The 13,311-nt window shown below is 56.8% G+C and carries 13 protein-coding genes and 1 pseudogene; 7 read left to right on the top strand and 7 right to left on the bottom strand.

Annotation, left to right across the window (positions count from 1 at the left end; translation table 11 throughout):
* The first annotated feature begins 83 nt into the window (after positions 1-83).
* Positions 84-1,067 carry a uroporphyrinogen decarboxylase family protein gene (locus ABFB09_RS04620; protein ID WP_347000253.1) on the top strand — a complete coding sequence of 328 codons (984 nt, stop codon included), beginning with the start codon at positions 84-86 and terminating at the stop codon, positions 1,065-1,067.
* Between the two features lie 29 nt (positions 1,068-1,096).
* On the opposite strand, the gene ABFB09_RS04615 is transcribed toward ABFB09_RS04620, so the two are convergent.
* Positions 1,097-1,672, bottom strand: a complete 576-nt coding sequence (locus tag ABFB09_RS04615; protein WP_347000251.1) for a DNA polymerase ligase N-terminal domain-containing protein — start codon at positions 1,670-1,672, stop codon at positions 1,097-1,099.
* An 83-nt stretch (positions 1,673-1,755) separates the two neighbouring features.
* On the opposite strand from ABFB09_RS04615, the gene ABFB09_RS04610 reads away from it, so the two are divergent.
* A complete protein-coding gene (locus ABFB09_RS04610; protein WP_347000249.1) occupies positions 1,756-2,526 on the top strand; it encodes a biotin--[acetyl-CoA-carboxylase] ligase in 771 nt (256 codons plus the stop codon).
* Between the two features lie 34 nt (positions 2,527-2,560).
* On the opposite strand, the pseudogene ABFB09_RS04605 reads toward ABFB09_RS04610, so the two are convergent.
* Positions 2,561-2,841: pseudogene (locus ABFB09_RS04605) on the bottom strand (slipin family protein); the annotation flags it as partial.
* Between the two features lie 184 nt (positions 2,842-3,025).
* Here ABFB09_RS04605 and ABFB09_RS04600 point away from each other — a divergent pair.
* The 5 genes from ABFB09_RS04600 to hisB are packed head-to-tail and all read left to right on the top strand — an operon-like array spanning position 3,026 to position 8,642.
* Positions 3,026-4,264, top strand: coding sequence for an ATP phosphoribosyltransferase regulatory subunit (locus ABFB09_RS04600; protein ID WP_347000247.1), 1,239 nt, complete (start codon positions 3,026-3,028; stop codon positions 4,262-4,264).
* Entirely contained in the window at positions 4,261-5,661 is a 1,401-nt protein-coding gene (hisG, locus tag ABFB09_RS04595) for an ATP phosphoribosyltransferase (protein WP_347000246.1), read from the top strand. The genes ABFB09_RS04600 and hisG overlap by 4 nt, the downstream gene beginning before the upstream one ends.
* Entirely contained in the window at positions 5,661-6,941 is a 1,281-nt protein-coding gene (gene hisD, locus ABFB09_RS04590; RefSeq protein ID WP_347000245.1) for a histidinol dehydrogenase, read from the top strand. Before hisG ends, hisD begins: the two co-directional genes overlap by 1 nt.
* Entirely contained in the window at positions 6,938-8,026 is a 1,089-nt protein-coding gene (hisC, locus tag ABFB09_RS04585) for a histidinol-phosphate transaminase (RefSeq protein WP_347000243.1), read from the top strand. The genes hisD and hisC overlap by 4 nt, the downstream gene beginning before the upstream one ends.
* Before the next feature lies 1 nt (position 8,027).
* The gene (gene hisB / locus ABFB09_RS04580) at positions 8,028-8,642 is read left to right on the top strand and encodes an imidazoleglycerol-phosphate dehydratase HisB (protein WP_347000242.1); all 615 of its coding nucleotides are present in this window, start codon (positions 8,028-8,030) and stop codon (positions 8,640-8,642) included.
* Positions 8,643-8,663: 21 nt separating this feature from the next.
* On the opposite strand, the gene ABFB09_RS04575 is transcribed toward hisB, so the two are convergent.
* Genes ABFB09_RS04575 through ABFB09_RS04555 form a run of 5 tightly spaced genes read right to left on the bottom strand, consistent with a single transcriptional unit; the run spans position 8,664 to position 13,294 of the window.
* Positions 8,664-9,575, bottom strand: coding sequence for a phosphoribosylaminoimidazolesuccinocarboxamide synthase (locus ABFB09_RS04575; protein ID WP_347000241.1), 912 nt, complete (start codon positions 9,573-9,575; stop codon positions 8,664-8,666).
* A gap of 15 nt (positions 9,576-9,590) precedes the next feature.
* The gene (gene purB, locus ABFB09_RS04570) at positions 9,591-10,946 is read right to left on the bottom strand and encodes an adenylosuccinate lyase (RefSeq protein WP_347000239.1); all 1,356 of its coding nucleotides are present in this window, start codon (positions 10,944-10,946) and stop codon (positions 9,591-9,593) included.
* A 3-nt stretch (positions 10,947-10,949) separates the two neighbouring features.
* Positions 10,950-11,408, bottom strand: a complete 459-nt coding sequence (gene purE, locus ABFB09_RS04565; protein WP_347000237.1) for a 5-(carboxyamino)imidazole ribonucleotide mutase — start codon at positions 11,406-11,408, stop codon at positions 10,950-10,952.
* A 20-nt stretch (positions 11,409-11,428) separates the two neighbouring features.
* Complete coding sequence (gene purD / locus ABFB09_RS04560) at positions 11,429-12,685, bottom strand: phosphoribosylamine--glycine ligase (protein WP_347000317.1); 1,257 nt, start codon at positions 12,683-12,685, stop codon at positions 11,429-11,431.
* A gap of 39 nt (positions 12,686-12,724) precedes the next feature.
* On the bottom strand, positions 12,725-13,294 hold the full coding sequence (locus tag ABFB09_RS04555; RefSeq protein ID WP_347000236.1) for a hypothetical protein: 570 nt from the start codon (positions 13,292-13,294) through the stop codon (positions 12,725-12,727).
* Between the last annotated feature and the right edge of the window lie 17 nt (positions 13,295-13,311).

Below are 13,311 nucleotides of genomic sequence, written 5' to 3'. Positions count from 1 at the left end.
GTCCGTGCACATAATTTAGTTATAACGATTCCAATTTATTGAAATTCGATCGACTGATATTCTGAATCAAGGTGGAGCACATCATGGCGGAGATGACCAAAAAAGAACGAATTCGGGCGGTGATAGCCGGGAACCCGATAGACCGCGTCCCCGTCGCTTTCTGGCGGCACTGGCCCGGTGACGATATGCGTCCTGAATCGCTGGCGGCAGTGGCTCTGGAATATCAACGCCGCTATGATCTTGATCTTATAAAGTTACCTGTATCTTCCACTTATTGTGTTGACGACTACGGTATAAAGCACGCATATCGCGGCAGCCTCATCGGCGACCGGGAATATTTGTCACGCGTCGTTCATTCTCCGGATGACTGGGCACGTATCCAGCCATTGAACGTCGCCCAAGGTACTTACGGTTGGCATCTGGATTCCCTCGGACTCGTCGTCGAGAAGAAGGATGTGAACACACCGGTGATCGTCACCATGTTCAATCCCTTGTCCATGGCAGCTTACCTGGCCGGTGATGAACTGCTGATGGCCCATTTACGCCAGTTTCCGGAAAAAATATTACCCGCACTTGATGCTTTGGCTGAAACCAGCGCCCGCTTCGCCCAGGCTTGCGTTGAGCGCGGAGCGGACGGCATATTTTTATCTACCCGATTTGCCAGTTATGAAATGATGAGCGCGGGCGAATACTCAACCTTCGGTCGGCCTTTCGACCTGAAAGTATTGGGAGCCGCTTTGGGAGGCTGCTTGAATGTGCTTCATCTCCACGGGCAGCACCCGATGTTGAAAGAGCTTACGGATTACCCGGTGCAGGCTGTGAACTGGCATGACCGCACTTCTGATATCGACCTTGCCGCCGCGGCTGAACTGTTTCCCGGGATGCTGATGGGCGGAGTGGAACAGCAGCGGCTGCTGCTCGATGGTACGCCGGAGGATGTGGCAGCGCAGGCGCGGGATGCGATCGTTGGAATGAGATCTAGACGGTTAATGCTCAGTACCGGCTGTACTTATTCGCTGGGTGTGTCCGACGCTAATCTGATGGCGATGCGGCGGGCGGTGGGCTGATTCGGTTCGTTGTGGTAGGGGAAGCTTGATTATTCGGCAGCCGCTATCTTTTCCAGATTCCGCCCGGTCACAGCGGAGTCCGGCGCCTCGGTTAGAATATCGCCTGCCTTGGCGTGTTCATCTTTCATCTTAAAAAGGAGCCAACCGCGGGCGGTCCGGATTAGGGCGAATAGCCCCTTGAGTTTCTTGCCATCCAGGAAAACCTCGATTCGTCCGGCGTCGAAAGCTTCGGCCATTGTCAGCGGTTTCTCTTTTGAAGCCTGAATATTGATGTAGGTCCCGGTGTCCCAGACCATGACCGTGCCACCGCCGTATTCACCCTTGGGTATCGTGCCTTCGAAGCCGCCGTAGGCCATCGGATGATCCTCAGTGGGCACAGCCAGGTGTTTGACCTCAGGATCCATGGAAGGGCCCTTGGGCACTGCCCAACTTTTCAGGACACCGTCGATCTCCAACCTAAGATCATAATGCAGGCGGGAAGCGTCATGTTTCTGGACCACGAACATCGGCTTAGCCGAGGGGGCTGCGACTTCCGGTTCCGGCTCGGCGGTCCGTTTGAAGTCTCGTTTGGCGCGGTATTCTTTGAGTTTATCTTCTGCGGTCATCTCAGTCCTCACCAGTCCATTATCAGGTGGCTGTGGTGTTGTGTCAATGGCGGTTTTAATGAATCTGATGCTATACTTTCGGTGTGAAACTCGATTATCGCAGCGTGGAAAACGCCCTCTCCGGCTGTCGCTGGGGCCAGACTATCCTGACCTTCGAGTGCATCGCCTCGACGATGGACAAGGCCAGGGCACTGGCTCACAAGGGCGCGCCGGAAGGCACCCTCGTTGTGGCGGCGGAGCAGACCGCCGGCCGGGGTCGGCTGACCCGGTCGTGGTTGTCGCCAGCCGGATCGTTATCGTTATCACTGCTGTTGTACCCGTCGCCGGATAAATTACCTTACCTTACCATGCTGGCCGGACTGGCCGTCGCACAGTCCATCGAACGGACGACATCTCTTAGGACCGATCTAAAATGGCCTAATGACGTTCTCATCGATAGCCGGAAAGTTGCGGGCATTCTGGTAGAAAGCGGTATGGTCCGTGGGCGGCACTTTGCGGTCCTCGGCATCGGGATCAACGTCAACGTTGATATTTCAGGGTATCCGGAGATCGCGGACATCGCCACAAGCCTCTCGGATGAGGCGGGGAGCCCTGTCGATGCCATGGCTCTGTTGCGGGCGGCCGTCGTCAGTCTGGAGACCCTTTATACGGAGTTCAGCGTATCTGCGATACTTCAGGACTGGCGCAAAAAATTGGTGACGTTGGGAAAGCCGGTCCGGGCAACTTTAGGCGATACCGTTATCGAAGGGATGGCGATCGACATAACGGATGACGGCGCGTTGGTCATCCGTCAAAGCGATGGCAACGACTATGTAGTCGTCGCCGGGGACGTCACTTTGCGGCACGCTGTCTGATTACACAACTTATTTTTACATAAACCGCGGGTCGCTACTTTTTCCCATCGGTCATATGCTTCATAAACGCACTCAGGAAATCGATGGGGATGGGGAAGATGAGGGTGGAATTGCGCTCGGATGCAATCTCGGACAGTGTCTGGAGGTAGCGGAGTTGCAGGGCCACCGGCTCCTTGGCGATGACGTGGGCGGCCTCGGACAGCTTGGCCGACGCTTGGAATTCACCTTCGGCATGGATGATCTTGGCCGGCGATCCCGTTCCGCTTCAGCCTGGGCGGCCATTGAACGGCGCATCGTTTCCGGCAGTTCCACTTCCAATTGGGTTAGGGTGAACAACTTGATTATATCACCAAATTTTTGTCTGGCAATCATTTAGTAAATTTGTTGTTTTATCATCAGTATCTGCAACCCTCGCCGGACTGATGTTTATCCTGCGGATATTTGATGCATACGTATAGCTAGTGTAAAATCAAGCCATTCATTGTAAAAGGGAGATATTATGAGTCAAGACCGGTGTCGCGGTTGTCGCGATATTGTCCCGGCAGAAATGCTGAAATTCCGCTTGGCGGAATCGGTTTTCATCGATACGGCGCTCAAATGGGGCTACGAAGAAGTTCGCACCCCCACCCTGGAATATTTACACCTGTTCACCTCCACCGGCACACTTACCCCCGGCATGCTGGGTCAGGTGTATTCTTTCCTTGATTGGGATGGCTGGAGCGGTGAGCGTGTAGTAATGCGTCCTGACGGCACCATTCCCATCGCCCGCCTTTTCGCCGATAACATGGCGGGCCGGGACGTGGCCCGGCTTTTCTATGTGATCAACGTTTTCCGCTTTCAGGACAATCCCGGCGCCAGCCGTGAGCGCTGGCAATGCGGCGCCGAACTAATCGGCGCCAATTCCGCTCTGGCCGACGCCGAACTGGTGTGCATGGCACTGGAAGTGATGGAACTGCTGGGACTCAACGCCCGGGTCAAGATATCCCATTCCGGCGTCATCCAGGCGGTTTTAACTCAACTGGAACCTAACGCGGAAGCACGTCACAAACTCTTTGACGAGATACTGGACGGCAATGAAACTGTTCTTTCGCGGCTTAAGGAACGCCAACCGGAACTCATGGCCGGGCTGGAAATACTTCTCAACGTAACCGGCGCCACGTCGGACTACCTGGACAATCTGCGTTCGCTTTTCGTCTATTCCGCTGACTTGGAAGCCGCCACCGCCAGCTTCAGCGATACTCTGGATATGCTGGATGAACTGGGTGTGGCCTACGATATCGACCTGGCCTCGGGACGGGGCTTTGAATATTATACCGGCGCCATTTTCCACTTCTTTATCGACGATAAGGCGTTGGGCGGCGGCGGGCGATATGACAACTTGATCGGCCTGATGGGAGGCGAGCCCCGGCCGGCGGCTGGTTTCGCCCTCTATCTTGACGAGATAATGAAGTATGTCGACATCCTGGGATACAGTATCGATGAGCCTGATCGCTTTTTGATCAACTTCCCGCCGGGCGCTGAAGCGCATGCCTTCAGCGTGGCCACCGAACTTCGCGATGCCGACTATACCGCGGAGATCAAAATGGGCGACCCGGATGTACAGGAATATGACTGGGTGCTCAACATCACCGGCGACGGAACCCTGGTGCTGTCCGATACCGAAACGGATGAGGAATTCGAGTTCGATACCGTCGATGAGATGATCGAGATGCTGGGCGGGGAGGCCTCTGAAGAATGAGGATCGCCCTGCCAAAAGGACGACTGCTGGCCGATACGGCGTCTCTTCTCGAACGCGCCGATTGGCAGCTTAACGATTACCAACCCAAAGCCCGGCTCTACCGCCTGACAAGTGGTAAATACCCGGAACTATCCGCCAAGATGCTTCATGAAAAAGATATCCCTATCCAGGTGGCCATCGGCAATTACGACCTGGGTATCTGCGGTGCCGACTGGGTGGAGGAACTTATCTCCCGCTATAAGTTATCATCCCTGGTTAAAGTCAAGAACCTGGGTTACGGTGATGGGGCGCTGTTCGCCGCCTCCGCGGCAGGAGACGGGATTAACTCCCTGGCCGACCTCTCGGAGCGCAAGGACAAAGTGCGCCTGGCCTCCGAGTATCCCAACCTTGCCGAAAAACTGGCCATCGACCTGCGGCTTAAGAATTTCGCTGTCTACCCGCTGTGGGGCAGCGCCGAGGCCTACCCGCCGGAAACGGCGGAAGTGGTCATCCTGCCGCGAAAGAGCGCCGGGGAACTGGAATCCAAGGGTCTCAAGGTGCTGGGCAAGGTGCTGGACTTCAAGGCTGTACTGGTAGCCAACCGGGAAAGCCTGGCCAACAAGGATCTGTCGGCGGCCATCGGTTCGATACTTGAGAGTCTTCAGCCTGTTGCAGCCTCGGTCGAAGAAAAAACATCCTCGACTACCGGTGCTCTCGAAACCTACCATGAATACGCCGAAGATGTGGTGCGCCTGGCGCTGCCGGATGGCCACCAGCAGCCCCACGTGCGCAAAATACTGGACGCCGCGGGCATTGGCATGGAAGACTATCCTTCAGACCGCGGCTTCCGGCGGCCCAAGAGCGACCTGGAAGGTTTCGCCATCAAGACCATCCGGCCGCAGGACATGCCGCTGCAGGTAGCCAACGGCAACTTTGACCTGGCCATCACCGGCTGGGACTGGCTGACGGATCATCTGCACCAGTTCCCCGGCAGTCCGGTCAAGCGGCTGTTGGATCTGAAATACGGCTGGGTGCGCATCGTCGCCGTCGTGGCTAACGAAGTGCCGGTGACCAACGCCGCCGAATTGAAAGAATACTTCCGCGGCCAGAACCTCCGGGTAGCCACCGAATACATCAACATCGCCGATGAATATGCCCGCAACAACCATTTCGGGCGCTACCGTATCGCCCCGACCTGGGGTTCCACCGAGGCCTTTCTGCCGGAGGACGCCGATCTTTTAATCGAAAATACCGAGACCGGCGGCACCATTGCCCGGCATAACCTACGTATCATCGACACGCTGTTCGAATCGACAGCCTGCGTTATCGGCAATACCCGGGCAGCCGATAATCCGGTGAAGCGGCAGCGGATGGAAGCCCTGGTGAACCGTCTGGCCAAAGCCCTGGAGCAGGGGTAATGCGCCTCGTCTCCGGCTTCGCCGCGGCAAAAAAACTCCTTGAGCGGCGGGTCAATCCCGCGGCGGGTAGCGCCGGAGTGGAAGCGGCCGTTAAAGCTGTCATCGATGAGGTCGTACGCGGTGGCGATGCTGCCTTAAAACGCCTTACGGCAAAGTACGACAACGCGGATCTGAAAGCGATTGAGGTACTGGCTGCGGAGATCGCTGAGGCTCGTAACACTATCGCCTCGGACCTTCTGAGCGCGTTGGAAGCGGCGGCCGGACGCATCCGGGCTTACCACGAGGAGCAACGCGACGCCGTGGCTGCCGCCATCATTGCCATGCGTGGCAAACAGTTGCTGAGACCGCTTGAACGGGTCGGGGTATATGCCCCTGGCGGTAAAGCCTGGTATCCTTCCACTGTGTTGATGACTGCCATTCCGGCCAGGGTGGCCGGCGTGGATGAAGTCATCCTGGCTACGCCCCCCGGCCCGGACGGTAAAATCCCCGCGCCGACACTGGCTGCGGCCTCGATTGCCGGAGTTGACCGCGTTTTCAGTATCGGCGGCGCACAGGCAATCGCCGCCATGGCATACGGCACGGAATCTGTACCTCGGGTAGACAAGATCTGCGGGCCGGGCAATGTCTATGTCATGACCGCCAAGCGCCTGGTCTATGGAGCTGCGGCGATAGATGGACTGCAAGGGCCTAGCGAGGTGCTTATCATCGCCGACGCCACCGCCAATCCTGAATACTGCGCCGCTGATATGCTGGCCCAGGCAGAACACGACGCTATGGCGCAATCGGTGCTGGTGACCACTTCCCAGGCTCTGGCGCGGCAGGTGTTGGGTTTGATCAAGGACAAGTTGGCCGGTCTGGAACGGCGTGAAATTATCGAGAAGTCGTTGGAAGAACGCGGCGTTATCGCTATCGTCGATACCTTGGATGAGGCGGTGGAGTTGGCTAACCTTTACGCTCCGGAGCATCTATGCTTCCTGTCATCCGATGCCAGGGAATACTTGCCGAAGATCCGCCATGCCGGCTGCGTCTTCATCGGGGAACGGGCCACCGTCGCGGTTGGTGACTATGTGGCCGGGCCCTCTCACGCACTGCCCACCGGAGGCACAGCGCGTTTCAGCTCGCCGCTCAATATCCTGGATTTTGTGAAGATCATTGATGTCGTCGATGTCGATGATGATATGCTAAAGAACTTCGGTCCGGTGGCGGTGTCCATCGCGCGCGCCGAAGGGCTGGAAAGCCATGCTCAAGCTGTTGAAGTTAGAATGAAGGCTGATGCTTGATGAGCGATATTAAGAGATTCATGCGCCCAGAATTAAACAAGTTTGCCGGTTATGCCGCCTGCAAATCGCCGGAAGCCCTGGACGAAGAAACCCGGCGCATGGGCATCCTGAAGCTGGACGCTAATGAGAATGTTTATGGTCCGTCGCCTCGGGTGAAGGCCGCTTTTGCTTCCTTCGAGGATTATCACATTTATCCTGATAGTTGTCAGACTGAACTCAGGAAAGCGCTAGCAGGTTATACTGGCGTCGCCGCGGAACACATCGTGGCCGGTTCCGGCTCTGATCAACTCATCGACCTGCTGGTCAGGTTGTTCGTCAACCCCGGCGATGAAGTGCTCAGCTTTACCCCGACCTTTGCTATGTACAAGTTCTTTACCGAACTGGCTGGCGGGAAATTCGTGGCGGTGCCGCGCGATGAGAACTACAATGTTGTTCTCGACGGGCTGCCGCGGGCGCTGACGCCTAAGACCAAACTCATCTTCATCGCTATGCCCAACAACCCCACCGGCACACAGGTCCCTGTCGAAGTGGTGATGAAGCTCATCGAAACGGGGCTGCCGGTGGTAGTCGATGAGGCGTATTATGAATTCACCGGCCAGACTTTGGCTGATGCGCTTGATTTATTTCCCAATCTGATGATTCTAAGGACCTTCAGCAAGTGGGCCGGTCTGGCTGGTCTGCGCGTCGGCTACGGTCTCTTCCCCCACGCCGTGGCTGAACGGTTGGACGCCCTTAAGGACCCGTATTGCGTCAATTCTGCGGCGGTGGTAGCGGCACGGGAATCGCTTAAGGATGTCGATTACCTCATGCATAAGGTGAATTTGATTGTCGGGGAGCGTGATCGACTTTTCGATGCCTTGACGCAGATTGACTACCTGAAACCATACCCGTCGAGCGCTAATTTCATACTGTGCAAAGTTACCGGGAAAATCGCCCTGGACATCCAGTTAAAACTGGAACGCCGCGGCATCCTGGTCAGGTATTTCAATTCACCGCAAATGGAAAACAGCCTGCGTTTCAGCATCGGCCGGCCGCAGGACACCGATAGGCTAATAACGGAGCTCCAGAGAATAGGAGAGATCTAACATGGTAGTTCGACAAAGCTCACCACAAGCTGAACGCAAAGCTACGGTCAAACGGGAAACCAAAGAAACCACCATCAGTGTGGCGGTGAATTTAGACGGCACCGGCAAAGACGAGATGTGCACCGGAATACGTCTTTTTGACCATATGTTGTCGCAGATCGCCCGCCACGGTGTAATTGACATAAAGGTGTCAGCCACAGGCGACGACGTGCATCACCTGGTTGAAGATGTCGGTATCTGCCTGGGCAAGGCCTTCAATGAGGCGCTGGGAGATAAAAAGGGTCTGGTGCGAGCGGCGGATTCCACTGTCCCCATGGATGAGGCGCTGGCGACCGTAGCCATCGATATTTCCGGCCGCGGCTACGCCGTACTGAATATGGAATTCGAGAACAACGACATGTCCGGCTTCCCCGCCGACCTCATCCGCCACTTCCTGGAGAGCTTCGCCGCGGAAGGAAGGCTTTGCCTTCATGCCGGTGTAGCCTATGGTACCAACGACCACCACAAGGCTGAAGCGGTGTTTAAAGCCCTGGGCAGGGCGCTGGATAAGGCGACGCGGATTGATTCGCGTATCAGCGACAGGTTGCCTTCTACGAAAGAGTTTATTGAGGGGTAAAATTACACCTCTGCCGCGTTATTAAGGCAGCTTCCCCGTCAACACCTCAAACGCGTGCACATATCGTCGCCGTGTGCTTTCGATGACCTCCGGCGGCAACGCAAGGCCCGGGGGTTCCTTATTCCAACCAGAGGCCTCCAGCCAGTCGCGGACAGGCTGCTTGTCGTAGGAGTCCTGGGCTTCGCCAACCTTGTAGAGCTTTTCGTCCCAGAAGCGGGATGAATCCGGCGTCAGTGCTTCATCTATCAGGATCAGGTTGCCGTTATCCAGGCCGAACTCGAACTTGGTGTCTGCGATGATGATGTCATGGTGGCGGGCGTAGTCTCGGGCGAAGGCGTATAAAGCGATGCTGATGGCCTTGAGTTTGAGCGCCAGGGCGGCGCCGACAGTCTTCTCTACTTCCTGGTAGGTCATGGGCAGGTCGTGGGTGTCATCGCCTTTAGTCGTGGGCGTGAAGATGATCTCCGGCAGCATCTGGCTCTGGCGCAGGCCGGGGGGCAGCGGTACGCCGCAAACTGACTGGCTTTTCTTATACTCCGACCATCCTGAACCGGCCAGGTAGCCGCGGACGACGCATTCCACCGGCAAGCGCTGAACTTTCTTGACGATCATCGACCGTCCGGTGAGGTAGGCCGGATAGTCGAAACGCTGATCTTCAGGAATGTATTCATCAAGTTGTTTCACATCCTCGATGACAGCGACGACGTGGTTGGGGATGATCTTGGCGGTCTTCTCAAACCAGAAAGCCGAAATCAGGTTTAACACCCTTCCTTTATCGGGAATACCGACCGGCAGGACGACGTCGAAAGCCGAGATGCGGTCGGTGACCACGATCAGGAGATAATCACCCAGGTCATAGGTGTCGCGAACTTTCCCAGATATGAAACGTTTGAGAGGAAGATCGGTTTTTAAGACGACGTTATTGTCGGTCACTATAAAACTCCTTGATTATAGCGATCTTGGCGACAGCTTATCAGCATCGGTGTCAGCGCGGGTTTTCCACTGCGCGGTGGTAAGACCGAGGCGTTTGAAGATGTCATCCACATGGCGGGTATAGAATTTATAATCGAACAGTTCGTCCAGTTCCTCGGCTGACAGAGATGCCGCCACATCAGCGTCGGCTTTCAACAGGTCGATGAACTTCTGGTCCTCGCTACCCCAGGTGGCCATGGCGTTGCGCTGCACCAGTTTATAGGCTGCCTGCCGGGAAAGACCTTTATCGATTAGCGCCAGGAGCACTCGCTGGGAGAACAACAAGCCGCGGGTGAGGTCCATGTTTTGCCGCATGCGTTGCGGGAAGACGGTCATGCCTTTAATGACGGAAGTGAAGATGTTCATGGCGTAGTCCAGCACGAGGCATGCGTCAGGCAGGATGACGCGCTCAGTCGAGGAGTGCGATATATCCCGCTCATGCCACAGGGCGATGTTCTCCAGGGAGGTTACGGCGTAGCCGCGCAGCAGGCGGGAAATGCCGCTGACGCGCTCGCACAGTTCCGGATTGCGCTTATGGGGCATGGCAGAACTGCCGGTTTGCCCGGCGCCGAACGGCTCTTCCGCCTCACGGAATTCGGTTTTTTGCAGCGCCCGGATCTCGGTGGAGAATTTCTCCAACGACCCGCCGATGATGGCCAGAGTGGTCATGAACTGCGCGTGCCGGTCACGCTGGATAACCTGGTTGGAGACCGGCGCCGGGGCAATGCCGAGTTTGGCGCAGGCGTATTCCTCTACATCAGGCGGAACCGTGGCGTAAGTGCCGACCGCGCCGCTCATCTTGCCGACGGCGATGCCGCGGACGGCATCGGTCAGACGCTGGCGGTTGCGCTGCATTTCTTCCATCCAGAGCGCCAGTTTCAGACCAAAGGTGATCGGTTCGGCATGGACGCCGTGGGTCCGACCGGCCATGACGGTGTACTTGTGCTCGATGGCGCGTTTGCCCAGGGCGGTGATAAGCGCCTTGATGTCGTCGGCCAGGATCTTGGAGGCCTCGACGAGTTGCAGACTGGTGGCGGTATCCATGACATCGGAGGAGGTAAGACCAAGGTGAATGAACCTGGATTCCTCACCGACGCTTTCAGCTACAGAGCCGAGGAAGGCGGTCATGTCGTGGTGAGTTTCCTGGAGCAGTTCTTCCATGCGCTTGATGTTGAGGCGCGCCATCTTGATCTTGGGCAGCGCCTCACGCGGGATGACCCCTTGTTTAACCCAGCCCTCGCAGACGGCGATCTCCACATCGAGCCACTTGGCAAATTTGTTTTCATCGCTCCAGACTTTTTTCATCTGGGGCCGGCTGTAACGTTCGATCATAACCTAGTTTCCTTTTAATTCGGTACGGTAGTTTTCATACGCCCGGGCGACATCCGGGTATTTCAAACCCAGTATCTGGGCGGCGAGATAAGCGGCGTTTTTAGCGCCGGCTACTCCGACGGCCACGGTGGCAACTGGGATTCCGGCCGGCATCTGGACGATGGCGTAAAGGGAATCGACACCTTTGAGTTCGCTCGATGAGATAGGCACGCCGATTACCGGAAGCGTCGTCCAGGAGGCGATAACACCGGGGAGGTGGGCGGCGGCGCCGGCGCCGGCGATGATGACCTCGAAACCTGAATCACGGGCGGCGGTGCAGAAAGCATGTACTTTTTCAGGCTGGCGGTGGGCCGACATGACCAGCACTTCAGGCTCGATACCCATCTGTTCCAGGGCGTCGGAGGTGTGTTTCATAGTGTCCATATCGGATTTGGAACCCATAATAACTGCAACTTTAGGCATAGACATTACCTCGCAAAGGTTTATACCGCGTTAAAAAGCGCGATATCGCGGCGGTAGTGGGCGCCGTCGAATGCGATATGCTTTATATTATCATAAGCCTTGCGGCGCGCTTCGTCGAGAGACTGGCCGCACCCGGTGACACTCAAGACACGGCCGCCGGCGGTGATTATCCTGCCGTCATTTGAGAGTTTGGTACCGGCGTGAAAGACGGTGGCATCGGAGTTGATATCATCGAGGCCGCTGATCGGGAGACCTTTTTTGTAATTATCAGGATATCCGCCGGAAGCCATGACCACGGTTACACAGGCGTCTTCAGACCATTCGACATTGATCTTATCCAGGGAACTGTCGATTACATGGAGCATGATATCCACCAGGTCGGTCTTCAGGCGCGGCACGATGACCTGGGTTTCCGGGTCACCGAAGCGGGCGTTGAACTCAAGTACCTTAGGTCCGGAATCGGTCAGCATCATCCCGGCGTAGAGAACGCCGCGGTAAGCGATCCCTTCATCAGCCAGCGCCCGGATGACAGGGTACATGACAGTGGCATCCAACTGTGCCGCCAAGCGGGGCGTGAAGAAGGGCGGCGGGCAGTAGGCGCCCATGCCGCCGGTATTGGGACCGGCGTTGCCGTCGAAAACCCTCTTATAATCGCAGGCGGGAGGCATCGGCAGGACGGTTTTGCCGTCGGTGAAGGCTAGGTAGCTCATCTCCTGCCCGATCAGGCATTCCTCGATGACCACCGTCGCGCCGGCATTGCCGAAAGCCCGGGATTCCATGATCCTGGAAAGCGCCGTCTCGGCCTCGCCCATGGTAGCGCAGACGCTGACGCCTTTGCCGGCAGCCAGGCCGTCAGCTTTTATTACCAGCGGCAGCGCCTGGTTTCGCAGGTATTCCTTGGCTTCGGTGTAATTCGTGAAGGACCGTCCCTGGGCACAGGGAATGGCGTATTTTTCCATTATCGATCGGGCGAAGGATTTTGAGGCTTCAAGTTGCGCCGCCGCCCGTGACGGGCCGAAAACGGGAATGAACCGTGACTGGAACTCATCGACGATGCCGGCGGCCAAAGGTCCCTCCGGGCCAACTACCACCAGGTCGATGCCGTTGGATTCCACCGCAGCCAGCAGTCGTGGGAAGTCCGTCGGTTCGATATCCAGATTTTGGGCGACAGCCGCCGTGCCGCCGTTACCTGGCGCGACAAAAACGGCGGTAACCCTGGGGCTGCTCTTGAGTTTCCAGACGAGGGCGTGCTCCCGCCCGCCGCCGCCGATTACCAGTATTTTCAGGGCGATCTCCTAAAGAACGAAATTGAAATGTTATCTTCCGGACGCCGGACGTTTGCGGGGGCTCAGGGAGCGGGGGCGCCATGTATCCTGCTCGACGGATTGAGCGACACGGTCGAGTAACTGCTGCATGTCGGCGTCAGTGAATCCGAGCAGTTTCATGAGCTTTTGCTCTTCGGCATCGGCTTCGCTGCGGGATTTTTCGCTCTTAGCCTGGAGTTCTTTGACCGTCGTAGTGTCGGCGACCGCGTTGTTCAGCCGTGCTTCCAGAGATTCTGCCTGGGCAACGGCCCATGCCAGATAATCCATGTACGCAGCGTGCCAGGCGAAGAAAAGAGATGTCGCCTTGTCCGGCACCGAGGTAATGGCGTCTTTGCGCCGTAGCAGTTCAGCCGCGGAAAGCGCCAACCGGTTGGAAGCGTCCAGAAGTCCTTCGAGGGCAGACGCGTCCTTGGAATTATGAGGATTGTAACCATCGAGCGCCTCAGTGTATAGCGCGGCCTCTTTTTCTTGAAAAGCTCGAAGCTTCCACTCTTCTCCAAGGTAATCGAGATAGTTTAGAAGCTCGTCGCCCTGAATTTTGCGTTTGTTGAAAAGTCCCATATCTTACTCCCTGACGA

The sequence above is a fragment of the Dehalogenimonas sp. THU2 genome, assembly GCF_039749495.1.
Classification (GTDB): domain Bacteria; phylum Chloroflexota; class Dehalococcoidia; order Dehalococcoidales; family Dehalococcoidaceae; genus Dehalogenimonas.
This window is presented reverse-complemented; position numbering and strand designations above follow the sequence as displayed.

Excerpts from the sequence above, each read along its gene's own strand:
- ABFB09_RS04555 (WP_347000236.1), bottom strand. The coding sequence starts at position 13,294 with ATGGGACTTTTCAACAAACGCAAAATTCAGGGCGACGAGCTTCTAAAC.
- ABFB09_RS04600 (WP_347000247.1), top strand. The coding sequence starts at position 3,026 with ATGAGTCAAGACCGGTGTCGCGGTTGTCGCGATATTGTCCCGGCAGAA.
- ABFB09_RS04620 (WP_347000253.1), top strand. The coding sequence starts at position 84 with ATGGCGGAGATGACCAAAAAAGAACGAATTCGGGCGGTGATAGCCGGG.
- hisD (WP_347000245.1), top strand. The coding sequence starts at position 5,661 with ATGCGCCTCGTCTCCGGCTTCGCCGCGGCAAAAAAACTCCTTGAGCGG.
- purB (WP_347000239.1), bottom strand. The coding sequence starts at position 10,946 with ATGATCGAACGTTACAGCCGGCCCCAGATGAAAAAAGTCTGGAGCGAT.
- purE (WP_347000237.1), bottom strand. The coding sequence starts at position 11,408 with ATGCCTAAAGTTGCAGTTATTATGGGTTCCAAATCCGATATGGACACT.
- hisB (WP_347000242.1), top strand. The coding sequence starts at position 8,028 with ATGGTAGTTCGACAAAGCTCACCACAAGCTGAACGCAAAGCTACGGTC.
- ABFB09_RS04615 (WP_347000251.1), bottom strand. The coding sequence starts at position 1,672 with ATGACCGCAGAAGATAAACTCAAAGAATACCGCGCCAAACGAGACTTC.
- hisG (WP_347000246.1), top strand. The coding sequence starts at position 4,261 with ATGAGGATCGCCCTGCCAAAAGGACGACTGCTGGCCGATACGGCGTCT.